Origin of the sequence: Lysobacter helvus (genome assembly GCF_018406645.1) — a bacterium.
Lineage (GTDB): Bacteria > Pseudomonadota > Gammaproteobacteria > Xanthomonadales > Xanthomonadaceae > Noviluteimonas > Noviluteimonas caseinilytica.
The window spans coordinates 2,290,725-2,311,820 of the sequence record NZ_AP024546.1 but is presented as its reverse complement, the minus strand read 5'-3'; the positions used below and the strand labels follow the sequence as shown (position 1 = coordinate 2,311,820).

Here is a 21,096-nt window from a genome sequence, read left to right as displayed (position 1 = left end):
TTGGTACGAAATCTGCCTCTGCCCCCGAACACACTGAGGTCCTGGACCGAATCTGGGATCGCGCTGTGCACGACTCGACACACCTCCAGCCGACTGAGGGCACGTCGGCGGTCGACCCTCAACGCGTGCTATCCGCCGCCCAGAAGGACCAGTTCGCACGAGACGGATACCTGATCTTCGACCCCGGGATTCCGCTAAAGCTTATCGACAGCGCCGTCGCAGCACTGGATTCCCTCTACTTGGATTCCGACCAAACGCCAGACACGACTGCGAGTGTCGTGGCCTATCGTGACGACCGGCGAATCCAGGATGCGTGGAAGATTGTCGAGCAGATCAAAGCCATGGCAGTCGCACCCCGCGTCATCGGTGCGCTTCGCGATCTTTACGATCGACAGCCCTTGCCATTCCAGACGCTAAATTTCCGAGTTGGATCCGAACAGAAGACACACTCCGATACGATCCACTTCAACTCCGATCCCGCCGGCTTCATGTGCGGAGTCTGGGTCGCGCTCGAAGACATCGACCACTCAAATGGGCCAGTGGCGTATTACCCCGGGACCCATGCGTGGCCCGAAGCCACACTGTCCGATGTCGACCTGTTCCTTGCGGGATCACACATACGCTTGTGGTTGCGAAGGGGCCTCGCTCGTCTCAAGCGCCAACATCGCCGCGATCGCGACGCCACGGCCGACTACCTAGCTTACGAACGCATGATCGCCGATCGCATCGCCCGCGCCGGAATGGTTGCCCAATACGCAACCATCAAAAAGGGCCAAGCATTCATCTGGGCGGCGAATCTCCTCCATGGCGGCTCAGTGCAACTGGATCGCAACCGGACGCGCCATAGTCTGGTCACCCACTACTTCTTCGAAGGCTGTCGTCACCACACACCATTGCTCAAGCGCGGGGGGGAAACCTGTTGGCGGGCTCCCGCCTGGATTGCTTAGCCGCGATCGCGGGCGGGCCGCTAAGCATGCAGGTCCTGCAGCACGATCGCCATCATCAAACGGGACAACTAATCGCGCCTTTCGTCGAGAATCCACCAGCCATCATGCAGTAGTGGGCGAGCCTGACATGAATTCCACTTTTCCAACGGCAGAAGAGCACGCCTCGCTTGCTGCCGAGTTCCCTGCCATGTCGATGTTTGACATATTCGCCGAGCAGACTCGGATCACGGGTTCATACACCAACAAGGTGCTGGCGAACATCAACCAGGAGTGCCTGCGCCTGGCGGTCTTCGAAGGTGAGTATCGTTGGCATCACCATCCGGACTCCGACGAGTTGTTCCTCGTCGTCACCGGAAGCCTCCAGATCGATTTCGCCAACGGCGCGCAAGTCACGCTGACTCAGTGGGAATGCTTGGTGGTTCCGAGAGGCACCACGCATCGAACGCGGGCGCTAGGACGCACGGTCAACCTCACCTTTGAAAGGCTGGGCGCCCAAACCGTCTTTTCGGAAGGGCCGCCGAATACGACTCCGCCCTGCCTCGAATCTTGAGCTACCCGTGTTCGCGGTCGCTCGCGCCGTGTGCCAGGACTACGTATGCAGCGCCAACCTTCGGGCGCCCCATGTGCGAACACCTTTCTCGTTATCGATCACGGCGCGCGGCGCGCGATGTCTTCAACATGTCGGCAGTGAACAGAATGAGTGCTGCCCATACGAGCAGGTACCCGCTGCGTCTGATAGCGCGAACGGCGCATCCAGCACCAGCACGCCGCAGGCGAATTGCAAGATCGGTGCGATGAACTGCATCAGCCCCACCGTCGCCATGGGAACGACGCGCAGCCCCTTGGAGAACTCGATCAGCGGATAGGCCGTGGCCGCCCCCGTGAGTATCAACAAGGCATCGAGAGAGAGTCGGTGATCCGGCGATGCTGCATTCAAGAAGATCCCGTGGCCGCTCCAGGAGTACCAAGCAAGCGCGATCCCTGCCGGGACGACCATGTACGCGGTTTCAACTGAGAAGCCGACCAACGAATCGACCGCGACGATTTTGCGAACAAGCCCGTAGCATCCAAACGAAAGCGCCAACGCAAGCGCAATCCACGGAACATGTCCAACCTTCGCTGCCTGGACGACCACTCCAGCCGAAGCGATCACGACAGCGACCCATGGCGCGGGACGCATCCGTTCCCCAAGCACCACGACACCAAGAGCGACGTTCATGAGCGGGTTGATGAAGTAACCCAGCGCGGCGTCCAGGACACGGCCGTGATTGACCGCCCAGATATACAGCCCCCAATTCGTGCTGATCAGCAGGGAACTGAGCACAAGCGGCCCTCCGATCGCGCGCGACTTCAAGGCGCTCAAGACAGGGGTGAAGTTGCCGCGGAACAGCACGATGGCCGCCAGCACGGCGAAACTCCAGAACATCCGGTGGATCAGGATCTCCTCCGCCGGCACGACTGCGAGCAAATGCCAATAGAGCGGCATGACCCCCCACACGCCGAACGCGATTGCCACGTTGGCAATGGACCCTGCGCTTGTTGCGTCATTGCCTTGTGACATCGGACCGCCCCTCCACATACACAATCGCTAGCGCTTGAATTGGTTCCGCCAATCGGCAAATGTCATTCTTCGATGATGCGACTTGTTCCCGCACGAGGCCGCGCGCATCAGCGGGTCGGTGTCGCAGGGATGGATCTCGATCATCTGAACTCGTTCATGCGTGCAGGCTCAGCGTGCTCAGCAGGCGCTCTAGCGAGATATCTGCGCGCAGGCGCGCGGCATCGTAGCCGAGCGCGCTGGCTTGGTGGTGCAACGCAATCGCGATGGCGCACAGCTCGAATGCCACCTGTGCCGACTCCTCCCCGGGCGACAGCTCATCCATTTGTCGCGCAAGATCGATCGCACTCACTACTTCGGCGCGCCACCGCTGTTGATATCGGACGAGCAGGTCACGCTGCGGACCGGTGCGGCCGTCGTATTCGCAGGTGGCGGCGAGCAGCACGCAGGCTGGACCCGCGTCGCGCAAGCATTCGAACCACTGCTGCATCATCGCGCGCAGGCGCGGCCTTCCGCGCTCCGTGCGATTCGCAGTTGTCATCACCGAATGCAAGAAGAGCTCGGTGGCGAAATCCAGCACCGCGATCTGCAAGCCCTCACGAGTGTTGAAATGCGCGAGCAATCCGCTTTTGGAAATGCACGAAAGTGTCGCGACGCGACCGATGGTGATGCCTTCCAGTCCCGCCACGCGCGCGAGGTCGTACGCACACGACACGACGAGGCCGCGCCGTGTACCGCTGCGTGCCGTCATGCCGCACCGCCTGGGCGCGGGCGCAACCCCTGCCGCATCATTGGCCCGAGCAGCAGGCCGTGCACCACGAGGCACGCAGCAATCCAGTCCGGCGCGCGGCTCGGCACGATCGGGGCTGCGATCCACGGCACGATGCCCTGGTAGACAACTAGATACGCCGCAATGCCGTAAGTGGCGCCAGACACGAACCACCGCTGCGATCTAGCGCGCCACGCACGCACGATTGCGGCGAGCGCGAGCGTCATGGCGACGTAGATTGCGACGTGCACGGCCAGCCCCTCCATCGCGCGCGCAACGCCGGGGGAGGCCGCGGTCGGACCGACGATCCACGCGGCCATCGCCTGCAGCACCCTCAGTGGACCGATGTCCTGCGAAGCCCAATACCCCAGCGTGAACAGCAAGTCGATGGCCGCAACCGATGCGGCGACGCGTACGATGCGCAACGACTGCGCGCGCATCCCGGGTCGCGTAATCGAAAGTGTGCCTACGGTATCGAGGGGCGTGGCGGAGGACGGCATACCTTGGACGTTCCTGTTCAACGCGAGTGGGCCAATCGCAGCGCAGGGCCATGCGCGCGCAAAGCCCAACTGTCCAGGCACGCTGCGAACAACGTGACCGCCTCGCGTACATCACGCGTCGACATCGCGCCATAACCCATCAGCAATTCGCAGCGATCGGGCGGATCCAGGTAGCAATTCGTTGCCGGATACAACCCCAAGCCGCGCTCGCGCGCGTGGCGGATCAGCTGGACGCCCTCGGCCGCTGACAGCCCCGTGACCTCGGCAAGCACATGCATGCCCGCATGCGATGGCCGCAGTGTGACCCGGGCACCGCACTGGCGCACGATCGCATCGCACAGCGCGTGCCGGCGTTCGACCAGGCGTTTGCTCGCTGCACGGAGGTGGCGCTCGTAAGCGCCGGTAGTGATCAGTTGCGCGAGTGCAGCCTGCTCCAGGGCCGGCGTGCCGAAATCCGCCGCCCACTTGGCAGCCAGGAAATCATCGTGCAGTCCCGACGGCATCACGATGTAGCCCAGGCGCATCGACGGAAACAGCGTCTTCGAGAACGATCCCACGTAAAGCACGCGGCCATCGCGATCGATCGACTGCAACGCAGGCACTGGTTGCGCATCCTGGCGGAACTCGCCGTCGTAGTCATCTTCGAGGATCCAGCCTGCACACTGCCGCGCGTATTGCAGGACGTCGATCCGCCGCGAAAGCGAGAGCACCGCCCCCGTGGGAAAGTGGTGCGAAGGCGTGAGGCAGACCAGTTTGGCGGGACGGTTCGGTAACCGATCGGTACGCAGGCCCTCCGCGTCGACGGGGACACCGATGAGGTTCGCACCGTGCATCTGCAGAATCGTGCGAGCGCCGAAGTACTGCGGCTCTTCGATCACCACGTCGTCGCCCGGATCGACCAGCACGCGCGCGGCCAAGGAAATCGCTTGTTGCGCACCGCTTACGACGAGGATGTCCTGGGGGGTGCACTGCAGCCCGCGCGTGCGCGTGACGTGCTTGCAGATCGCTTCGCGCAGAGATGGCAACCCCTGCGGCATCGGGTAGTTCGGCCGGACGTAGGGCGCGGCGCGCCCGAGTTCCCGCAGCCACGCGGTATTCAGCGCCGCATTGACGAGCGGCAGCGCGTACTGGAACGCGTGGCGCATCCCGGGCAGCCGGCGACCTGAGAGGTCGTCGGGGTCGTGCAGCTCGCGTGCCCGCCGGCTGTAGGCGCTTTGCGGCAACACCGAGCGGCGCGCAACGGGTGGTCGCTGCGTCGGCGACGCCGGCGCATTCACGTAGCTCCCCGACCCAACACGTCCCGTCAACAGGCCTTCGGCGCGCAGTTGGTCAAACGCCGCCACCACGGTGGTGCGGGAGACAACGAGGTCGCGCGCGAGGTCGCGGCTGGCGGGCAAGCGCGTGCCGCCGGGCAGGCGCCCAGACGCGATCGCCTGTTTTAGCGCCCGTACCAGTTGCATGTAGCGCGGGCCGTTTCCGTCGAGAACCAGGTCCATGCTGACCTCCCTTTGCGGCATTCCAACCTGCATCCGTGGCCAATCACGTGCCATTCGGCGCGAGACCAGGCAAGACCATTCGGCCGGTGTTAGGTGCGCCTGTCGCTATGATTCCCGCGCGTGCCAGCAATACGCAGTGCGCGCCCAAGGAGGAGTCATGCTCATCAGGAAGGCCGAGCGCTTCGATGCCGGATCGATGTTCGCGATCGTTCGCGAAGCGACAGCCGCCGCAGACACATTGCCGTTCCGGGCCATGCCGGATGCGCTATGCGAAGCACACTGGTTCGGGCCCCACCAAGCATGGGTTGCAACGTCCGACGACGACCGCGTGGAAGGGATCTACAAGCTCGGCGACAACTATCCAGACTCGGGGTCGCACGTGGCGAGCGCAACCTACATCGTCGCCTCCGGCGCGAGGGGTCGTGGCATCGGTCGCACCTTGGTCGAGCACAGCCTGGACGAAGCACGGAGCCGCGGCTATTCGGCGATCGTCTTCAACTACGTCGTCGCGAGCAACGCGGCAGCGGTAGCGCTGTACCTCAAGCTGGGGTTCGCGGTGGTCGGAACGATTCCCGGTGCTTTCCGCCACCCGGCGCTAGGACCGGTGGACGTCTACGTGATGCACCGCGCTCTCTGACGCGAATGGACCTTTGGCGCAGGGCGCAGAATGGCCCGCTGCACGCAAGCGCGCGCACGCATGATAAGTGTCCCCGCTTTCCGCAGGACACCGCGATGACCGCCGTTAATCTCCAGCAGAAACCATCCATGTGCGAAGGGATCCTCCAGTCGCGCATCTCCAGCCGGTTCAACGGCATGGATGTGGCGGTCGTCAAGTCCAACGGACCCTTTGCATGGCACTCGCACGAAGAGACGGACGATTTCTATTTCGTCCTGCAGGGCGCGCTTGACATCGATATGCGACACGACACCGTTCAGCTTGGCCCCGGAGACTGCTTCGTGGTCCCGGCAGGCGTGGAACACCGACCGATCGCTCGCGGTGAAACGCATTTCCTGCAGATCGAACCTATTTGCGCGCAGATGGCTGGCAATGCCGCTACGGTCGTCGCGCGTCGCGTAATTTGAGCAGACTTGCAATGCGAACCGCTCGCAGAAGAGGCCTACAACTTCGAAACGGACATGGAGTTGTTGCAGGCGCTGCCTCTGGCGTCTGGGTACGCAGTGAGCATTCCTTTCTATGACGCGTTCCTTGATTTGGTTCCTCCGCAACGGATCCCCGTGAACGTCGTCAACGTGCATCACCGAATCTTCGACGCCCCCGCTGCGCGCGTCGCGGCATTGCTCGACACACTTGCCTCGGACACGGACCATATTTGGCCCCGCGAAGCCTGGCCGGCAATGGTGTTCGATCGACCTCTCGGCGTCGGCGCGGAAGGCGGCCACGGACCCGTGCGATACGCCGTTTGCAAATATGTGCCAGGCAATTCGGTGGTATTCGCGTTCCATGCGCCCGCCGGATTCCATGGTACGCATCGCTTCGACGTGTTGCGGTTGCCGCACGGGTGCGAATTGCGACACACGCTTTCGATGCGGGCCGGCTGGCCAGCCGTCGTCACCTGGCCCCTGCTCTTCCGCCCGATGCACGATGCGCTGATCGAGGATGCGTTGGCGAAGGCGCAAGCCGGATTGGGCGAACGGCCCTCGGTCGTGCCGTGGTCCTTGTATGTGCGGGCACTGCGCCGTCTGTTCTCGGTGGGGCGCGCTCCACGCCCCCAGACTTCGTACGACTCCGCCTCCTTGGCATGCCCGCCGCTGCGTGGGAAAAGATGAAGAGTGGTTCGGTCACTATTTCGCCTTCGTCCGCGCGATTCATGCCCGCGTCGGCGTACTTTCAGCGGGCTGGGCTTCGCGCTCACAGGGCGCAGCGCCTGGCCGCGGTCGACGCCATCGACGGCCCGCTCTACACGACGCTTTCGCAGGCCGGACGTGGTGCGGTCTTTGCGTTGTTGCAAGCAGGCCACTACCAGATGCTCGCCGACGAGGACGAATGAACGACGCCACCCAACCCTTCCGCGTGGACGTGGTCGACTACGCCACCGCCCTGCCCGACTTGCGCACCGTGCGCGAAACCGTCTTCGTGCAGGAGCAGCAGGTCCCGATCGAAGAGGAATGGGACGCGCTGGATCCGGACTGCGTGCACGTGCTGGCCCGCGCCTTCGACGGCTCGCCGATCGGCACCGGCCGCCTCACGCCCGAACACAAGATCGGCCGCATGGCGGTGCTGCGCGACTGGCGCGGCAGGGGCGTGGGCGATGCGATGTTGCTGGCGCTGATCGAAGAGGCGCACCAGCGCGGCTGGCGCGAGGTGTCGCTGCACGCGCAGGTCTCGGCCATCGATTTCTACCTGCGCCACGGGTTCCAGCCCTACGGCGAACGTTTCTGGGAAGCGGGCATCGAGCACCAGTCGATGCGCCGCGCTTTATCGGGCCCGAAGGCCGTCGACGATCGCTAGACCGCGATCGCCACCCTCGTCGCCGTCATCGACAACGCGCGCCGCGGCCTGTGGATCTACACCCGCGACCTCGATCCGGGCCTGTTCGACCACCCGGCCGTGGTGGATGCGTTGCGGCGCTTCGGCACCAGCGGCCGCGGCGTCGAGGTGTACTTCCTGCTGCAGGACGTCGCCGCCCCGCAACGCGCGCACGCCCCGCTGCTGACGCTCGCGCAGCGCCTGCCCAGCATCTTCCTGTTCCGCGAAGTCGACGATCCGGTCGACCGCGCCTACCCCTCGGCGTACCTGGCCAACGATGCCGGCGGCTGCGACTTCCGCACGCTGGGCCACCGCTTCGATGGCGAAGCGGACCTGCACGCACCCGGTCGCGCCCGCCAGCTGCGCATGGCGTTCATGGCGGTCTTGGAACGCGCGCGGCCGGTCTCTATACCGCGTGCCGGGCATTTGAGCGGCGTTCGTGCTCCGATGGCGTGTTCAACTCACTGTGGAGAGACCACGAAAGGCTTATGGCCTTCTGGTTCCTAATGCTCGGCGCGGCACTTTGGATTGTGGGGGCAGTGGGTGGTTTGGCTGGAACTGCGAAAGATCGCGCTGCCGGTGCGTCCGGCGTGCGAACGGCCCGCATCGCCGTGCCTAGGGCAGGACGACTTCACCGTTGCCAACAACGGCGATCGTCCCAAGTCCGAGCGCCACGACGGTGCGCGCGCCGGTGGCGTCGTCGGATTCCACCCGACAACGACATGCGAGTAGGCGCTTGCCCGCAGATTCGACCTCGGCAGTGGCGAACAACTCCGTACCAACGGCGGGCGTGAGGTACTGCACCTTGAACTCCACCGTCACCACCGGTGTGCCGGTCAAGCTGCCCGCTGCGAATGCCATCGCGTTGTCGACCAGGTAGGCAATCACCCCACCGTGCGCCTGGCCATATTGTTGGTGGTGTAGTGGTGCCAGCTGCAACGCGAGCACCGCGGTGCCGGGCGAAAGCTGCGCAAGTTCTGCTCCGATGAACACGCTGAAAGGCTGGGAACGCAGGACCTGTTCGCCGAATGTGTGCAGTGCAGAAGGCGACATGTCCATGACGTGTCCCCAGCAGTGGAAATCGGGAACAATAGCGGGCGAAGCACGCCATGCCGAATCCACTCAGCCGCACAATGCTCGAGACCAATGCCAGCTCGAGCAACTGCGCCCGCCTACAATTCCGCCATGGCGTGGGTTATGCACGCGGGAGAGACAGTGCAATGACGACTACGGGGATGCTCTGCGCAAGTCACGGCATCTGATCCTAGTTCAGGATTAGACGGCGTTGGACCGCATCATGTCGTATCGCGCATCCAGGCATTTGCCGAAGATCGACATCGCTGCACGGATCTCCTTGACCGAAAGCGCGCCGTAGGTCATGAGGATCCCTGCGCCGTCGGGCGGCACCAAATAGCAAGGGTCGATTAAGTGCATGCCCACGCCCTGCTCGTGTAAGTAGCGCTGGAACGCCGCCCCCTCTTTCGCAGCAACGTCTTTCAACCACACGAGTAAGTGGGCGCCGGCGCGCGAGTCGAAGTACGCAAGGCGACCGCGGTCAATCGCCTCGAGCGACTGCACAAGGGCTTCGCGTCGGTCGCGCAATGCCTTTGCTGCGACGCGCAGGTGGCGATCGAACGCCCCAGCTTTCATGAACGACGCCAGGGCAACCTGATCGATCGTATTGCACCCGAAGTCCAGGAGGAACTTCGCATTGATCAAATCTTGACGCAGGGCAGGCGGCATCACGATGTAGGCAAGTCGCAGCGAAGGAAACAATGTTTTTGAGAACGTTCCGACGTAGAGCACACGACCCTCGCGATCCTGCGAGCGCAAGGCGGCAAGTGGACGCATGGCATAGCGGAATTCGCCGTCGTAGTCGTCCTCGTAGATCCAACTGTCGTGGCGCTCCACATAGTCGAGCAACGCCTGTCGACGGGCCTGCGACAGGATCCCACCGGACGGGAACTGATGCGAAGGCGTCACGCACACCAGGCGCGCGCCGTCGGCCGGAAGCGCATCGGTGCAGATGCCGTCGAGATCCACCGGCGCGCCGATCAGGGATGCCCCGTGCGCCTGCAGAGCCTGGCGCGTTCCGTAGTACTGGGGCTCTTCAACGACGACAGGGGCGCCTTCGTCGACGAGGACGCGCGCAACGATTGCGAGCGCCTGCTGGGATCCACCAACGATCAGGATGTCGTCGGGCGCGGCAAGAACGCCCCGCCGGCGCGCGAGATAGTTGCAGACCGCCTCGCGCAGTGCGCCGACGCCCTGCGGACTTGGATAGTCCGGGATCGCATACAGCGCGGCCCGTGCCACTTCGCGACTCCATGCCGTTGACAACGCCGGATTCACGAGCGTCATCCCCGATTGGAAGATGTACCGGCAATTTTCGATGCGGCGAAAAGGCAAGGCGTCCCCGCTCCGGGCTTCCCGCGCTCGACCCGCGTAACGCGACGGCGGCGCGATGAAGCGCTCGGCGCGCGGGGACTTCATGGCGGCGATCTGGTGCGGCATGCGCACGAAACTGCCCGATCCAACGACGCCGTCCAGGTAGCCTTCCGTGCGGAGCTGGTCGTACGCCGAGACAATGGTTGTGCGGGACACCGCCAGTGAATCAGCCAAGTCGCGGGTAGATGGCACCCGAGTGCCGGTCGCCAACCGGCCGGACACGATCGCCGCCTTCATCGCACGGACGATCTGCGCGTTTAGCGGGCCCTGTCCGTCGAGTACCAAGTCCACGAAAACCTCCGAACGGTCTTATCGGACCGTCGCAGTATTTCCGGCTCAATACCATATCGATCGTGAGCGGACGTGACCAATCGGTTGGACGATTTACTCCAGAACGCGATCCAGCCGAAATTCCGTCTGTAATCGCCACGTCCGGCCGTCGTCTTCCAGGCAATGCGCCTGCCAGGTGAACGAGTTCCGCGCGATGTCCAGGAATCGCCAGCGTTGCGGCCGATCGTCCCAGTAACCCATCTGCACGATGCCCTCTTCCGTGCGCCGCCCCACGAGTCGGCAATGCACCCCGCGCGGGGGATTCCACCAGTCCACGCGCCACACCTCCGCGGACGGATCGAACACGCGCAGCGTCGTCCCGTGCATCCGACGCCGATAGGGGCTCACCTCTTCCGGAACGCCGGCCGGCGCAGACCACACATCTTGCACGGCACGCCCGTCGAGAACCCACGCGAAGCAGACTTCCAGCGGACCAGTCTCCTCGCCGTCGGGATGCGGATCACAATATGTGCCGCGCCATTTTCCGATTAGGCGTCCATACGTTTCGGCATGCGCTCCCAGGCTCGGGTGGGGGCTGCGGGACACCAGTTCTTCGAACATCGTTCTTCGCTCCGTCAACCCTAGCGGGCGCAGCGCGAAGCATTCTCGGCGCGCGATCGTGAGTCGAGACCAATGCATCTATCAGCATGCACGTCCAATGTCATTGTTGACATCGATTCAGCGTGTGATCGTGCCTTCACCGCCCAAGGAAGGATCGAGAATGCACACCAAAGCAACGGAAGCCGTGGTCATGCGAACGCGACGATACCCATTCCGTCCGCGCAGAGCCACATGCATGTCGTGGCCGACTCGTGGCGCCAAGTCCCTCGGCCACCTGGCCCGCATGGTGGTGTTGGTTGCGCTCCTAGCGTCACTCGCGGGCTGCCCGAGCGGGGGCGGCAGCGGCGGCCCCGGCTTCCAAGTGAGCGATGGCAACCGCGCACCGACCTTCACCTCCGCCGCGTCGGTCGCGGTGCCCGAAGACACCGCTGGCGTGTTCTACACCGCGAGCGCGAGCGACATGGATGGCAATCCGGTGACGTTCTCCTTGGTGGGCGGCGCGGATGCGGCCCAGTTCACGATCACGCGGGCGGGCGCGCTCGCGTTCGTCACGCCGCCAAACTTCGAAGCGCCCACCGATTCGGACGCCAACAATCTATACACAGTGCAGCTCGGCGCGAGCGACGGCACGTCGACCACGACGCTGCTGCTGTCCGTGACAGTAACCGACCGTGTCAGCGTGGGCTTCCGCGTTCGCCGCGTCGTTGCGGGCATGACCTCGCCCGTGTTGCTCGCCGCGGTGCCCGACAATTCTGGCCGCGTGTTCGTCGGCGAACTTGCGGGGCGCATCCGTATTCTCTCGCCGTCCACGGGGACGTTGGCGCCGGCGGATTTTCTAGACCTGCGCGGACAGCTCTCAACCGATGGCGAGCGCGGACTGCTGGGTTTCGCAACGGCGCCGGATTTCGCAGCCTCGGGCCTGTTCTACGTCTTCGTGACCGATCCGGTCGGGACAATCGAAGTGCGCCGCTATCGCACGTCGACCACCAACCGAGATCGCGCGGATCCGGCGACTCTGCAACTGGTTCTGCGCCAGCCACACCCCAGAAGCAACCACAACGGTGGCTGGCTCGGCTTTGGTCCCGACGGCATGCTGTACATCGCCATCGGCGACGGCGGCGGCTTCGGTGATCCCGACAATAAGGGGCAGGACCGCAACACTTTGCTCGGCAAGATCTTGCGGGTGGACGTCGCACGCGACCAGTTCCCGGGCGATGCGACGCGCAACTACGGCATCCCGACGGGCAATCCCTTCGCCAGCGCGGGCGGCGCGCCGGAAGTGTGGGCATTCGGGCTGCGTAATCCGTTCCGCAACAGCTTCGATCCAGCCACCGGCAATCTGTTCATCGGCGACGTGGGCGAAGACAGGATCGAAGAGATCGACATGATGCGGCCCGCCGACGCGGGCGCCAACTTTGGATGGTCGATCTTCGAGGGCACGCTTCCCTTCCGCGGCACCAACCCGGGCGGCCTGGCACCCCCGGTGGCGCAGTACATGCACGGCACCGGCACGCGCGAGGGCAACTCGGTGACCGGCGGCGTGGTGTATCGCGGCCCCGTGGATTCGTTGCGCGGGCATTACCTGTTTTCAGACTTCATTCGGCCGAATGTGTGGTCGATTCCCGTGGCAGCGATGGTGCCCAACACGACTTTGCCGAGCGCGGCGTTCACATTACGCAATGCGGACTTCGCACCGGATGCTGGCGCATTCAACAACATCGTGTATTTCGGCACCGACCAAACAGGCAACGTGTATCTCGTCGACCTAGATGGCGAGGTCTTCGTTATCGAAGCCGCACCGCCCGCCTCCGCGCCCCTGCACAGTGCGCGTGCCGGTACGACTCGCATGGCAGCCGACGCACCGTCGAGACATTTCTGCATCGAAGCCTGGAACGGACGCACCGTGCGCTGGTCCGGGGACACGATGATCCTCGGCGGCGAAGGCTTTACGTGCGTCCGGAAACACTACGAAACTCTGCGGGCGCGCATGTCTGGTGAATGATAGGGATTCTGACAAGGCCTTTGCTCGAAAACGCCCGCATTGCGGGCGTCTTTTTGCGACACCTCCACCGTCAGACCAATCACGTGCGGCCTCGTACCGTGCAACTGCCCCTTGACGGACTAGTCGGAAGCAACGCAACCCCTTCCTGAAGTGCGATCAGGCGCTGAGTCCAATGGGCCCAGAGACTCTTGAGTCCAATGCCGTTGTCGACATCGACTACGCGTGTAATCGTTCCTGCGTCGTCGACGGGACCAACGCGAATGCAAATCACGGCAGCAGAAACCGAGATCATGCGTGTGCTGTGGACCTGCCATCCGTTGTCCGCGGACGAAGTACACGCGGCACTGACCGACAGCACCGAATGGGAGGAGACGACGGTCAAGACGCTGCTCGGCCGGCTCCTCAATAAAGGGGCGATCTCCGCCGACCGCAACGGACGCCGCTACCTGTATTCCCCACGGCTGCGCAAGGACACATGGCTGTCGCAGGAATGCACCCGTTTGGTCGACAGGCTGTTCGGGGGACGCATCGCGCCGCTGGTCGCGCATTTCAGCTCGTCACAGCCACTGGGCGAGGAAGACATTGCGGCGCTCCGGCAACTGCTGGACGGGATGGGCGATGACGACCGCTGACTCCATCGATGCGCTCGCGCAGGCCACGCGTGTCCTGACGATCGGACTGGTCGTCATACTCGCGATGCGTCCGCTCGCTCGCCACGCGCTCGGCGCGCATACCTGCTATGCGCTGTGGTGGTTGGTGCCCGCTTTGATCCTCGCCGGCCTCGCGCCGCCATGGCCAGATGCGATCCATGCGTCGCATGTGGTGGCGTTCGACCTGACTCGCGCGGCACCCATGGCAAGTGCAGCACCATCCTCGCACGCGAGCGCGCTTATATTCTTGGCATGGCTGCTCGGCACCGCGACCATGGCCTGGTTGCTTTGGAAACGGCAGCTTGCATACGAGCGTTCGCTGGGCGTGCTGCGGCGGCGCGGTTGCACATGGATCAGCGACTGCGACGGTACGACGCCGTCCGTACTCGGCGCGCTGACCCCGCGCATGGTGCTTCCGAGCGATTTCCGCACGCGGTTCGGACGCCAAGAACGGCGCCTGATCCTTGCCCACGAACGCATTCATATCCAGAGAGGCGATCTCCTCGCGAACGCGGCGATCGCGATAGTGCGGTGCCTCTTCTGGTTTCATCCCCTAGTCCACCATGCCGCGGCGCGCATGCGTCTGGACCAGGAGGTCGCGTGCGACGCCATCGTCGTCGCGCGTCATCCCGATTCGCGACGCACGTACGGCGAAGCGATGCTCAAGACCCTGTCGCACGCACAGCCGGCACCACTTGGCGCGCACTGGGGCAACCCACATCCCATCAAGGAACGAATCCAAATGCTCACCCAACATGCTCCGCGGCGCTCAAGCCGCATCCTCGGCGCTGCGCTCCTCGGCGCGATCTGCTCGACCACGATGCTCGCCTCGTGGGCAACTGCGCCGTCGGCTTCGTCCGCCGAGAACTTCACTGCTCATGTCGTACTAGATTTCGCAAACGGCGCACACAAGGACCTGAAGCTCCGACAATCGTTCGGCAAGTCATTCACCATCAAGTCGGACGAAGGCGGCACGCCCTTCGCGCTTGCCGGTACGGTGACGAAGAACGCGGAAGGCCGCTATGACCTGCGGGCCGAGATCCGCGAGGGCGATACCGTCGCCGCCGCGCCGCACCTGGTGACGGCCCGAGGCAAGCCAGCGCGAATCCGCGTTGGAAACATAAACGCGTCCGGCGCATTCCATGGAACGACCGTGGCGATCACGTTTACCGCACGCTGATACGCGGTCCGAGCCGGAGGTCGCAAACGCGATGCCCGGCTTCGCACGCCAGCTGCGCACCACGCTCGCGTGACCATTTCGTGTCTTGTCAACGAAGACCACTCCGCCACGCATGCAGCGAAGATAGACATCGACCCTTCGACCCCGAGTGCAAGCATGCGAGCTCTGCTCCTCTTCTTCCTACTCCTGCCGATTTCATTGCGTGCCGCAAATCTGGCGCCGGGTGCGCAAGAATTGGTTGTGTCTGATGGGACACGCTTGCACCTCGTTGTAGGCGGGGCCGGCCCGCCGTGCATATTCATCCACGGGGGACCAGGCCAAGGGTTCGCGTCGTTCCGCCAATTGCGCGGCGCTTCACTCGAGTCACTGGCGACGATGATTTACCTCGACCAACGTGGCTCTGGACACTCTGGCAGTGCGCTCGATTACCACCTTTCCCGGCTGGAGGCCGACATCGACGAGGTCCGGCGCCACTTCGGCCTCCCGAAGGTGTGTCTGGTCGCGCATTCCTTTGGCGGAATAATCGCGGTGAACTATGCGGCGCACCATCCAGATCGGGTATTCGCCCTCGTGCTCGTCAACGCTTTATTGCAGTTCCGCGGCCCCTCCATCCAGCGCATGCAGATCGACTACGCAAACGGACTCCTGGGCACTCACATCGCACCCGATTCGCGTGACGGGCCCGATGCACTAAAGAAAGCGCACCTCGCAGCGCGCGACGCGCTGATGAAATCCGGTTACGGCTACCGTTTCCTTACCGATGATCCAGCGTCCTTGCAGAAGTTGATCCAGGCCGACGATAGCTATGCTCGTAATCACGACTTCGGCCAGGCCGTCATTGACCGGCCGGAAGAGTTCTCCGAGTACTACCGTGACCATGCACTCTTGTCGCAAGAGGTTCGGACGCCGACGCTGATCATCGCTGGCACGCGCGATCATGCCGTCGGGCCTGAAGAACACATGCGATTCCGTTTCTCATGCGCGCAGGTGCAGCAGATCGATGGAGGACACCTCCTCTATTTCGAAGCGTCACGGCTGTTCCAGGGCGCCGTGCAGAGCTTCCTAGCGCAGCGCCAGACTCCAGCCCAGCGGTCGATCAGGGAGGTGCGCTGCTAACGGGCTTGCCCGTTGCTTCGGTTTGCACGGCCAACGCCGCGTTGGCCTCCGGATCAACCGCGATGGTGCGCAGCCGAAGCACGACGTCGCGCAATTCCGGCGAGATGCATGCATACCGCTTCGCAGCACCCTTCCGGCGAACAGCGCGAATCCATCCGAACTGCTGGAGGCGGCGAACGTGCTGGTACATGTAAGGCCGCGCCATCTGTACGTGGCGTAACAACTCGGACACCGTCAGCTCGCCGCCCTCGGCGATCAAGTACAACACGCGAAAGCGGTCGAGGTTCTTGAGCATCAGCAGGACACGACTGCCGGCGATCTCTTCGTGTGCCGATTGTTGTGTCAGTTGAATTGACTGGGGGACCAAGAACGCTCGCCTTCGCGTGGGTGTTTCGCAAGTGTGGGACGACCCTTCGCGCGCGCGAAGGCCAATCACCGTGGCGGGCAACGAGCCATTAGGCTGCAGATGCCAAACACCTACGTGGAATCAACCTGAGGTTCCGACACGACGCCGACGTGACCTTGTTGCGCTTCACGACGAGGCGCTCCCTTTAGCGCCAGCATCGGCGACTCGATCAAATGCCACGACAGCATCGCCAGGGGTAACGATGCGATACCCGCAAGCGCCATCACCAGGAGTGGGCTTGCGCCAGGAACAGTCGCCACCACAACCTGTTGAATCGGGTACGCATACACGTATATCCCGTACGAATAATCACCGAGCGCGTTGAATCTCCGGATCGGACCTGACGGTACGTACGCAAGCCAAAGCACGATGTACGGCACCAAGAGCGGGTACACGAAGAAGAACCACTGTGGCTGCGCAACGACAATTGCCACAAGGGCGCAGGCACCGACGAGGAATCGTGGCGCAAGACTGATACGGTGACGGCATATCCACGCCACTGCACCGCTGGAGAACAGATAAAAAAGGCGGAAGGTCTGGTAGTGGGCATAGCCTGCCCTCATCCCCCATAACCACCCAAGCAGCATCAAGATGGCCACGCAAACTAGCAATCTCGCGAGCGCCGCTGCGGGCTCGGGCTTGGCACGACGACACAGCCAGTACAGAAGCGCGACGAGCGCGTAGCAGCGAATCTCGAACGGCAGTGTCCAGATCGAACCATTCATCATGAACGGAACGTGGTTCGACTCGAACACACCCGGCAATTTGTAACGAACCCCGGCAACGATCGTCGCGTTCTTGACGATAAAGGTCCACACCTCGTCGTCCAAGAAGTAGTCGGTAAGCGAGAGCGTTGTCATTGCCGCGCCAAGCACAAGCGCCGTTAGCACTGCCATGGCAGCCAGCGCCGGAAAGATACGTAACGCACGTGCGCGCAGGAATGACGTACTGACGCCGAGGCGCATGAGGCTGCCCGTGACCAGGAAACCGCTCGTCACGAAAAAGGCATCGACCCCAATGCCACCCAGCGTGTATCCGATTCGCGAGAACGGCTCCCCTGACCCTACCAGGGGAAAGCTATGGCTGATCAGCACTGCATACGCAGCGATGAGCCGTATCAAGTTGAAGTTGTTGTCACGACCGAACGATCGGTCGCCAAGATAAGACATCGGCATCCTGCGAACCCGTTGGCGCCTATGAGTTGGCGCAGGAAACTACGTGAGCCGGCTCGCTTGCTTGGGGCCAATGGACCGGCCTGCAGCATTGCAATTGGCCTCATTGCTGAAATGGGGGACGACTAGCTTCTTAGCGCCTTTTCCCTGCACGCGTCGGCGCGCGGACAACCTGGTTGCAAAGAATGAAAATCCGTCTACCGGCTGCCTTTCTGGTTGCAGCCATGTGCTCATCGCCGTGCTTTGCGCAGCAAGTGATCGATTGCGCATCCAGCGATGCAACCCTTGCGCATTGCCCAATCGATGCCAGCGGCGGCGCCTTCCTTCAACAGCAGCACAGTCGCGCCGCCTGCGTGCAGGGTTCGACTTGGGGATTCGACCGCAACGGCATCTGGGTGACGGGGGGCTGCCGTGCGACCTTCCTGGTCGGCGCGCCGCGTCATTCGCGCGTTGCAGAGCGCAATTCAGCGATTGCGGCAGCAGCTCTGCTGGCAGGGGCTTTTATGTGGTCGGCGCGGCAGCGTCGTAGCACCGATGCGCCGGAGTCCGCAGCGCCCGAGACCTTCGAACAAGGCTGCTCGGCCGCCCGCGCCTCGAGCGGCTTGCCGGCGAACGCCAGCGCTGCATTCAGGCGCGGATTCGCTGCCTGCAAGGATTGATCCTCCATGCGTATCCTTGTAATTGCATGCCCGGTCCTGACGCTGCATACGCGACCCAGTCACCCATGACCCATTCCCCGTGGGGTCGGGCCCTGCCGCTCGTCATTCTCCTTCCGCTTCTCTGGCCGCAAGCAGCGCCCGCGTTCGACGGCGCCTGCCAGGCTTCCGCTGCCCCGTCAGCCACCAAGGTGCGCGATGGGACCCAGAACATCCTGTCTGTTGACCTTCGCGCGCTGGTCGCGTGCCTCGGCGATCCTGATCCGGCCTTGCGCGACGACGTCGCCTATCGCGCGCTCGCACTCTTCGCATCATCCAGCAAAGCGAGCCCGGACCTGTTGCGTGGGTTGCTGGGCGATTTGATGCCGATTGCCGAGGAATCCGACGGCAACTCGCTGGCGCGCTCTTTCGCAATCCTGACGCTGGCCGAACTGGTGCGGCGCGACGCTCGCGCGGCGTGGATGACGGAGCGCGAGCGTGCACGCGTGGTCGCGAGTGCGGGGAGCTTCATGGGGAGCGTGGATGACTACCGGGGATTCGACGAGACCACGGGTTGGCATCATTCCGTCGCCCATGGGGCCGACCTGATCGCCACCCTTGCGAGCGATCCCAATGTCGATGCGGATCTGCTGCGGAGACTGCTGACACCACTGGCTTCCCAGGTTGTTCCCGAGGAGCAGGTCTTCTATGTGCACGGCGAAGCCGAGCGACTCGCCGCCGCCGCCGTCTCCCTGCGTCGAAGGGGGCTGATCAGCCACCCGGCATGGCTCGTCTGGCTGGACACGCTTCAGCAGAAGGTGCTTGCCATCCGGAAGCCGGGCGCGATGGGACTGTACCTTTCCCGTCGCCACAACCTGCGCTTGTTCAAGGCGGAGTTGCTTCTGTCTGGTCGCGGGTGGTTTGCCCTGGATCCCGACCGGGTATTCCAGTGGGACTGAAAAAGCGGCTTAACCGCGAAGGGCGCGTCGGACGATCCACGCGATAGGCAACCCGACGAGCACGACGTGCGCGAACAGCGAGCGCGCAATCGATGCCGGATCCGCCGGAAGCACGAAAGGCGCCGCGGACGCGGGCACGATGACGTACTGCATCGCCATCCAGCTCCCGACGCCGAAGGCCGCGGCGGACGCGACGATGTGCTCGACGAGGAAGCGCCAGCGCTGCGCCGCCGCGTAGTAGACGAACGCCATGCCGACGGCGATCGCCAGGTGGCAAGCCAGGCCGAACGCTGCGATGGGAAGCCCGCCTTCGAACGCCGGCTTGCCCAGTACGCCACTGGCGATTGCCTGCAGCATGCGCGCGGGCGAGCGACCCTGCGAGAGGACGAGCCCGATCGCATAGGCGATATCGAACGCGCCGGCGAGCAATCCGGCGGACACGACCCATGGCAACGGAGATCTGCGTGCGCCCATCGAAGTTGGCTCCCGGTTGGAGGGGCCAGTATCCGCAGGCATCGACCTGCGACCATGGCCAATCCCGGCGCGAATCCACGGGGCCATCGCGCTTGGTTGCTCCTTTCGGGATCGATGCGCGCCGAGTATCGTGACGCCTCCCAACCTCGAATCGACGCCATGTTCGGTTGGTTCCGGCGACGCAAGCCCCTCTCGCTCCCCCAGCTCGAAGCGCTGGCCGACCGCCAGGCGCGGCTGGCCGTCCATCTTCGCTCCGCCGAGCCACCGCAAGGGCGGAGTCGCCTCGGCGGGCGCCCCCCACTGCCGCCCGACACGCCTTGGCCCGTCGACGCCGGCGTGCCGATGGTGTGCCTCGGCACCCTCGACCTCGACGAAATCGCCGCGCTGGGCGTGTTGCCCTGGTTGCCGCAAGAAGGCCAGCTGCTGTTCTTCTGCAACCCCGAGACCGACGGTGAGGACGGCACGCTGCCTTGTTGCGTGCTGCATGCGCCGCAGCCGGGGACCGGGGCATCCGAAGCAACACCTGATGACACCCGTATCCGCCCCTTGGTGGCGCGAGCGTTCGCCTCCTTGCCGTCTCGAGAACGCCTCGAGCGCGAAGCGGGTCCCTTCACCAGCTACCGTGAACACATCGGAGACTACGAAGCGTTGCTCAATGCGCGCTTCGGCGGACAGTTGCGCCACCAGGTGGGCGGCTATCCTGCGGTTGTCCAGTACGACGACATGGAGCGACTCTGCGCAGAGCGCACGAACGCGAAGTTCGGCACGATGCAATCGCCGCCCGACGACTGGTGTCTTCTGCTCCAGGTAGATGGCGAGGACGATCGCCTGCTGCCCTGGACCGACTGGGGCACGTTCTACTTCTGGATCGAACGCACGGCCGCCGAACGGAGCGACTTCCGGAACGTGCAACTCCTGTTCCAGACAACCTGAATCGTCAGGCGAATTCGCGCTCGGCGATCGCCGCGGTCTGACCTCGCGCGTGCAGCAACACGCAGCGCCGGCGGAAGCCTTCGGCTTCCTCCTGCATGTACTCGCGCGTGAGCCGCCCCAGCCTGCGCGCCACGAGGCCCCCAAGCAGTCCTTCAAAGTGCACGTCCTGGCGCAGCGTGCACCCATCCGACGTCGGATCGAGTCGGTGCATCGCACGCACGCGCACGCCGGGATACCGCGATTCCCAAGTGAAATCGCATCCCGGCGTGCATGACGTCACCGTCCACGTCGCCGGCCGGAGGTGGGGCTGCCTGATGCGCACGCGCGCCCCCACGACCAGGTGCGTACCAACCTCCAGGTCTACCGACTCCATGGTCTGTGTCCACTCGGGCCAGGCCCGCACGTCCGACAGCACCTGCCACGCGACGAGTATCGGGACGCGCACGTGTTCGGTCACGGTGTGATGGCGCAT

At 63.9% G+C, this 21,096-nt stretch carries 26 protein-coding genes; 15 read left to right on the top strand and 11 right to left on the bottom strand.

Annotation, left to right across the window (positions count from 1 at the left end):
* Nucleotides 1–125 precede the first annotated feature (125 nt).
* Nucleotides 126–947, top strand: coding sequence for a phytanoyl-CoA dioxygenase family protein (locus tag LYSHEL_RS11250; protein WP_213434133.1), 822 nt, complete (start codon nucleotides 126–128; stop codon nucleotides 945–947).
* A gap of 127 nt (nucleotides 948–1,074) precedes the next feature.
* A complete protein-coding gene (locus tag LYSHEL_RS11245; RefSeq protein WP_213434132.1) occupies nucleotides 1,075–1,497 on the top strand; it encodes a cupin domain-containing protein in 423 nt (140 codons plus the stop codon).
* A 123-nt stretch (nucleotides 1,498–1,620) separates the two neighbouring features.
* Here the strand turns inward: LYSHEL_RS11245 and rarD are convergent, their stop codons facing one another.
* The 4 genes from rarD to pdxR (LYSHEL_RS11225) all read right to left on the bottom strand — a co-directional run bounded on the left by rarD (nucleotide 1,621) and on the right by pdxR (LYSHEL_RS11225) (nucleotide 5,270).
* Nucleotides 1,621–2,463 carry an EamA family transporter RarD gene (gene rarD / locus LYSHEL_RS11240; protein ID WP_213434131.1) on the bottom strand — a complete coding sequence of 281 codons (843 nt, stop codon included), beginning with the start codon at nucleotides 2,461–2,463 and terminating at the stop codon, nucleotides 1,621–1,623.
* Nucleotides 2,464–2,662: 199 nt separating this feature from the next.
* A complete protein-coding gene (locus LYSHEL_RS11235; RefSeq protein WP_213434130.1) occupies nucleotides 2,663–3,256 on the bottom strand; it encodes a TetR/AcrR family transcriptional regulator in 594 nt (197 codons plus the stop codon).
* The gene (locus LYSHEL_RS11230; protein ID WP_213434129.1) at nucleotides 3,253–3,714 is read right to left on the bottom strand and encodes a hypothetical protein; all 462 of its coding nucleotides are present in this window, start codon (nucleotides 3,712–3,714) and stop codon (nucleotides 3,253–3,255) included. The genes LYSHEL_RS11235 and LYSHEL_RS11230 overlap by 4 nt, the downstream gene beginning before the upstream one ends.
* A 77-nt stretch (nucleotides 3,715–3,791) precedes the next feature.
* Nucleotides 3,792–5,270 (bottom strand): MocR-like pyridoxine biosynthesis transcription factor PdxR, encoded by a 1,479-nt coding sequence (gene pdxR, locus LYSHEL_RS11225; protein WP_213434128.1) that lies wholly within the window; start codon nucleotides 5,268–5,270, stop codon nucleotides 3,792–3,794.
* A gap of 157 nt (nucleotides 5,271–5,427) precedes the next feature.
* Between pdxR (LYSHEL_RS11225) and LYSHEL_RS11220 the strand changes: the two genes are divergently transcribed.
* The 6 genes from LYSHEL_RS11220 to LYSHEL_RS16200 all read left to right on the top strand — a co-directional run bounded on the left by LYSHEL_RS11220 (nucleotide 5,428) and on the right by LYSHEL_RS16200 (nucleotide 8,265).
* Nucleotides 5,428–5,907: a GNAT family N-acetyltransferase gene (locus tag LYSHEL_RS11220; RefSeq protein ID WP_213434127.1), complete on the top strand. Its 480-nt coding sequence runs from the start codon at nucleotides 5,428–5,430 to the stop codon at nucleotides 5,905–5,907.
* Nucleotides 5,908–6,002: 95 nt separating this feature from the next.
* Complete coding sequence (locus tag LYSHEL_RS11215; RefSeq protein ID WP_213434126.1) at nucleotides 6,003–6,353, top strand: cupin domain-containing protein; 351 nt, start codon at nucleotides 6,003–6,005, stop codon at nucleotides 6,351–6,353.
* 54 nt (nucleotides 6,354–6,407) lie between these two features.
* A complete protein-coding gene (locus LYSHEL_RS11210; RefSeq protein WP_213434125.1) occupies nucleotides 6,408–7,058 on the top strand; it encodes a hypothetical protein in 651 nt (216 codons plus the stop codon).
* Entirely contained in the window at nucleotides 7,031–7,279 is a 249-nt protein-coding gene (locus tag LYSHEL_RS11205; RefSeq protein ID WP_213434124.1) for a hypothetical protein, read from the top strand. The genes LYSHEL_RS11210 and LYSHEL_RS11205 overlap by 28 nt, the downstream gene beginning before the upstream one ends.
* Nucleotides 7,276–7,740, top strand: a complete 465-nt coding sequence (locus LYSHEL_RS16020; RefSeq protein ID WP_244858522.1) for a GNAT family N-acetyltransferase — start codon at nucleotides 7,276–7,278, stop codon at nucleotides 7,738–7,740. The genes LYSHEL_RS11205 and LYSHEL_RS16020 overlap by 4 nt, the downstream gene beginning before the upstream one ends.
* Before the next feature lie 6 nt (nucleotides 7,741–7,746).
* Nucleotides 7,747–8,265: a DUF7931 domain-containing protein gene (locus LYSHEL_RS16200; protein WP_455430087.1), complete on the top strand. Its 519-nt coding sequence runs from the start codon at nucleotides 7,747–7,749 to the stop codon at nucleotides 8,263–8,265.
* A gap of 108 nt (nucleotides 8,266–8,373) precedes the next feature.
* Here LYSHEL_RS16200 and LYSHEL_RS11195 read toward each other — a convergent pair whose 3' ends face one another.
* The 3 genes from LYSHEL_RS11195 to LYSHEL_RS11185 all read right to left on the bottom strand — a co-directional run bounded on the left by LYSHEL_RS11195 (nucleotide 8,374) and on the right by LYSHEL_RS11185 (nucleotide 11,097).
* The gene (locus tag LYSHEL_RS11195) at nucleotides 8,374–8,817 is read right to left on the bottom strand and encodes a PaaI family thioesterase (RefSeq protein ID WP_213434123.1); all 444 of its coding nucleotides are present in this window, start codon (nucleotides 8,815–8,817) and stop codon (nucleotides 8,374–8,376) included.
* A gap of 216 nt (nucleotides 8,818–9,033) precedes the next feature.
* Complete coding sequence (gene pdxR / locus LYSHEL_RS11190; protein WP_213434122.1) at nucleotides 9,034–10,497, bottom strand: MocR-like pyridoxine biosynthesis transcription factor PdxR; 1,464 nt, start codon at nucleotides 10,495–10,497, stop codon at nucleotides 9,034–9,036.
* A 93-nt stretch (nucleotides 10,498–10,590) separates the two neighbouring features.
* The gene (locus tag LYSHEL_RS11185) at nucleotides 10,591–11,097 is read right to left on the bottom strand and encodes a hypothetical protein (protein WP_213434121.1); all 507 of its coding nucleotides are present in this window, start codon (nucleotides 11,095–11,097) and stop codon (nucleotides 10,591–10,593) included.
* A 361-nt stretch (nucleotides 11,098–11,458) separates the two neighbouring features.
* On the opposite strand from LYSHEL_RS11185, the gene LYSHEL_RS11180 reads away from it, so the two are divergent.
* From LYSHEL_RS11180 to LYSHEL_RS11165, 4 genes are all read left to right on the top strand, one after another.
* Complete coding sequence (locus LYSHEL_RS11180; RefSeq protein WP_213434120.1) at nucleotides 11,459–13,099, top strand: PQQ-dependent sugar dehydrogenase; 1,641 nt, start codon at nucleotides 11,459–11,461, stop codon at nucleotides 13,097–13,099.
* 260 nt (nucleotides 13,100–13,359) lie between these two features.
* Nucleotides 13,360–13,731: a BlaI/MecI/CopY family transcriptional regulator gene (locus LYSHEL_RS11175; RefSeq protein ID WP_213434119.1), complete on the top strand. Its 372-nt coding sequence runs from the start codon at nucleotides 13,360–13,362 to the stop codon at nucleotides 13,729–13,731.
* The gene (locus LYSHEL_RS11170) at nucleotides 13,718–14,929 is read left to right on the top strand and encodes a M56 family metallopeptidase (RefSeq protein WP_213434118.1); all 1,212 of its coding nucleotides are present in this window, start codon (nucleotides 13,718–13,720) and stop codon (nucleotides 14,927–14,929) included. Before LYSHEL_RS11175 ends, LYSHEL_RS11170 begins: the two co-directional genes overlap by 14 nt.
* A 156-nt stretch (nucleotides 14,930–15,085) precedes the next feature.
* The gene (locus LYSHEL_RS11165) at nucleotides 15,086–16,045 is read left to right on the top strand and encodes an alpha/beta fold hydrolase (RefSeq protein WP_213434117.1); all 960 of its coding nucleotides are present in this window, start codon (nucleotides 15,086–15,088) and stop codon (nucleotides 16,043–16,045) included.
* Here the strand turns inward: LYSHEL_RS11165 and LYSHEL_RS11160 are convergent.
* Together LYSHEL_RS11160 and LYSHEL_RS11155 are read right to left on the bottom strand one after the other, a co-directional pair.
* On the bottom strand, nucleotides 16,026–16,340 hold the full coding sequence (locus LYSHEL_RS11160) for an ArsR/SmtB family transcription factor (protein ID WP_213434116.1): 315 nt from the start codon (nucleotides 16,338–16,340) through the stop codon (nucleotides 16,026–16,028). The genes LYSHEL_RS11165 and LYSHEL_RS11160 overlap by 20 nt on opposite strands.
* Nucleotides 16,341–16,522: 182 nt before the next feature.
* Nucleotides 16,523–17,620: an acyltransferase family protein gene (locus LYSHEL_RS11155; protein ID WP_213434115.1), complete on the bottom strand. Its 1,098-nt coding sequence runs from the start codon at nucleotides 17,618–17,620 to the stop codon at nucleotides 16,523–16,525.
* Between the two features lie 188 nt (nucleotides 17,621–17,808).
* Between LYSHEL_RS11155 and LYSHEL_RS11150 the strand changes: the two genes are divergently transcribed.
* Both LYSHEL_RS11150 and LYSHEL_RS11145 read left to right on the top strand, forming a co-directional pair.
* Nucleotides 17,809–18,282 carry a DUF3011 domain-containing protein gene (locus tag LYSHEL_RS11150; protein WP_213434114.1) on the top strand — a complete coding sequence of 158 codons (474 nt, stop codon included), beginning with the start codon at nucleotides 17,809–17,811 and terminating at the stop codon, nucleotides 18,280–18,282.
* 65 nt (nucleotides 18,283–18,347) lie between these two features.
* Complete coding sequence (locus LYSHEL_RS11145; RefSeq protein WP_213434113.1) at nucleotides 18,348–19,217, top strand: DUF2785 domain-containing protein; 870 nt, start codon at nucleotides 18,348–18,350, stop codon at nucleotides 19,215–19,217.
* Between the two features lie 9 nt (nucleotides 19,218–19,226).
* On the opposite strand, the gene LYSHEL_RS11140 is transcribed toward LYSHEL_RS11145, so the two are convergent.
* Complete coding sequence (locus LYSHEL_RS11140; protein WP_213434112.1) at nucleotides 19,227–19,658, bottom strand: hypothetical protein; 432 nt, start codon at nucleotides 19,656–19,658, stop codon at nucleotides 19,227–19,229.
* Between the two features lie 192 nt (nucleotides 19,659–19,850).
* On the opposite strand from LYSHEL_RS11140, the gene LYSHEL_RS11135 reads away from it, so the two are divergent.
* Nucleotides 19,851–20,624 (top strand): DUF1963 domain-containing protein, encoded by a 774-nt coding sequence (locus tag LYSHEL_RS11135; RefSeq protein ID WP_213434111.1) that lies wholly within the window; start codon nucleotides 19,851–19,853, stop codon nucleotides 20,622–20,624.
* A 4-nt stretch (nucleotides 20,625–20,628) separates the two neighbouring features.
* Here the strand turns inward: LYSHEL_RS11135 and LYSHEL_RS11130 are convergent, their stop codons facing one another.
* On the bottom strand, nucleotides 20,629–21,096 hold the full coding sequence (locus LYSHEL_RS11130; protein WP_213434110.1) for an SRPBCC family protein: 468 nt from the start codon (nucleotides 21,094–21,096) through the stop codon (nucleotides 20,629–20,631).

Coding starts and splice junctions, on each gene's coding strand:
- LYSHEL_RS11245 (WP_213434132.1), top strand. CDS start 1,075: ATGAATTCCACTTTTCCAACGGCAGAAGAGCACGCCTCGCTTGCTGCC.
- LYSHEL_RS11235 (WP_213434130.1), bottom strand. CDS start 3,256: ATGACGGCACGCAGCGGTACACGGCGCGGCCTCGTCGTGTCGTGTGCG.
- LYSHEL_RS11230 (WP_213434129.1), bottom strand. CDS start 3,714: ATGCGCGCGCAGTCGTTGCGCATCGTACGCGTCGCCGCATCGGTTGCG.
- pdxR (WP_213434128.1), bottom strand. CDS start 5,270: ATGGACCTGGTTCTCGACGGAAACGGCCCGCGCTACATGCAACTGGTA.
- LYSHEL_RS11220 (WP_213434127.1), top strand. CDS start 5,428: ATGCTCATCAGGAAGGCCGAGCGCTTCGATGCCGGATCGATGTTCGCG.
- LYSHEL_RS11215 (WP_213434126.1), top strand. CDS start 6,003: ATGACCGCCGTTAATCTCCAGCAGAAACCATCCATGTGCGAAGGGATC.
- LYSHEL_RS11210 (WP_213434125.1), top strand. CDS start 6,408: ATGGAGTTGTTGCAGGCGCTGCCTCTGGCGTCTGGGTACGCAGTGAGC.
- LYSHEL_RS11205 (WP_213434124.1), top strand. CDS start 7,031: ATGCCCGCCGCTGCGTGGGAAAAGATGAAGAGTGGTTCGGTCACTATT.
- LYSHEL_RS16020 (WP_244858522.1), top strand. CDS start 7,276: ATGAACGACGCCACCCAACCCTTCCGCGTGGACGTGGTCGACTACGCC.
- LYSHEL_RS11195 (WP_213434123.1), bottom strand. CDS start 8,817: ATGGACATGTCGCCTTCTGCACTGCACACATTCGGCGAACAGGTCCTG.
- LYSHEL_RS11185 (WP_213434121.1), bottom strand. CDS start 11,097: ATGTTCGAAGAACTGGTGTCCCGCAGCCCCCACCCGAGCCTGGGAGCG.
- LYSHEL_RS11175 (WP_213434119.1), top strand. CDS start 13,360: ATGCAAATCACGGCAGCAGAAACCGAGATCATGCGTGTGCTGTGGACC.
- LYSHEL_RS11170 (WP_213434118.1), top strand. CDS start 13,718: ATGACGACCGCTGACTCCATCGATGCGCTCGCGCAGGCCACGCGTGTC.
- LYSHEL_RS11165 (WP_213434117.1), top strand. CDS start 15,086: ATGCGAGCTCTGCTCCTCTTCTTCCTACTCCTGCCGATTTCATTGCGT.
- LYSHEL_RS11160 (WP_213434116.1), bottom strand. CDS start 16,340: ATGCTCAAGAACCTCGACCGCTTTCGCGTGTTGTACTTGATCGCCGAG.
- LYSHEL_RS11155 (WP_213434115.1), bottom strand. CDS start 17,620: ATGTCTTATCTTGGCGACCGATCGTTCGGTCGTGACAACAACTTCAAC.
- LYSHEL_RS11150 (WP_213434114.1), top strand. CDS start 17,809: ATGAAAATCCGTCTACCGGCTGCCTTTCTGGTTGCAGCCATGTGCTCA.
- LYSHEL_RS11145 (WP_213434113.1), top strand. CDS start 18,348: ATGACCCATTCCCCGTGGGGTCGGGCCCTGCCGCTCGTCATTCTCCTT.
- LYSHEL_RS11135 (WP_213434111.1), top strand. CDS start 19,851: ATGTTCGGTTGGTTCCGGCGACGCAAGCCCCTCTCGCTCCCCCAGCTC.
- LYSHEL_RS11130 (WP_213434110.1), bottom strand. CDS start 21,096: ATGCGCCATCACACCGTGACCGAACACGTGCGCGTCCCGATACTCGTC.